Below are 543 nucleotides of genomic sequence, written 5' to 3'. Positions count from 1 at the left end.
AGAGTAGGACGTTGCCAGGCTTGTATTATTCCGCAGTAGCTCAGCGGTAGAGCTATCGGCTGTTAACCGATCGGTCGTAGGTTCGATTCCTACCTGCGGAGCCATTATGCTTCCATAGCTCAGCTGGTAGAGTACTTCCATGGTAAGGAAGAGGTCACCGGTTCAAGCCCGGTTGGAAGCTTGGAAAAAGTTTTTAAATTTTTGGCCCGTTGGTCAAGTGGTTAAGACACCGCCCTTTCACGGCGGTAACACGGGTTCGAATCCCGTACGGGTCACCACTTTTGGAGGATTAGCTCAGCTGGGAGAGCACCTGCCTTACAAGCAGGGGGTCGGCGGTTCGATCCCGTCATCCTCCACCATATATGTTTAAATGTCGGAGGGGTAGCGAAGTGGCTAAACGCGGCGGACTGTAAATCCGCTCCTTCGGGTTCGGCAGTTCGAATCTGCCCCCCTCCACCATTTTCTTTAAAATAACCTGAGAGGGTTTATTTTTTTGAGAAAATAACCATACTAGTAAATATTAATGGGCTATAGCCAAGCGGT

5 tRNA genes are annotated in these 543 nt (G+C 49.9%); all 5 read left to right on the top strand.

The features are described from left to right. The first annotated feature begins 29 nt into the window (after positions 1-29). The 5 genes from COK05_RS30750 (at position 30) to COK05_RS30730 (ending at position 459) form a co-directional block, all read left to right on the top strand. Positions 30-104, top strand: a tRNA-Asn gene (locus tag COK05_RS30750). 4 nt (positions 105-108) lie between these two features. Continuing rightward, a tRNA-Thr gene (locus COK05_RS30745) sits at positions 109-181 on the top strand. Between the two features lie 22 nt (positions 182-203). Continuing rightward, positions 204-278 (top strand) — tRNA-Glu (locus COK05_RS30740). A gap of 5 nt (positions 279-283) precedes the next feature. After that, a tRNA-Val gene (locus COK05_RS30735) sits at positions 284-359 on the top strand. 16 nt (positions 360-375) lie between these two features. Next, positions 376-459, top strand: a tRNA-Tyr gene (locus COK05_RS30730). Positions 460-543 lie beyond the last annotated feature (84 nt).

This window comes from Bacillus cereus (genome assembly GCF_002567495.1).
Taxonomy (GTDB): domain Bacteria; phylum Bacillota; class Bacilli; order Bacillales; family Bacillaceae_G; genus Bacillus_A; species Bacillus_A cereus_AQ.
This window is presented reverse-complemented; position numbering and strand designations above follow the sequence as displayed.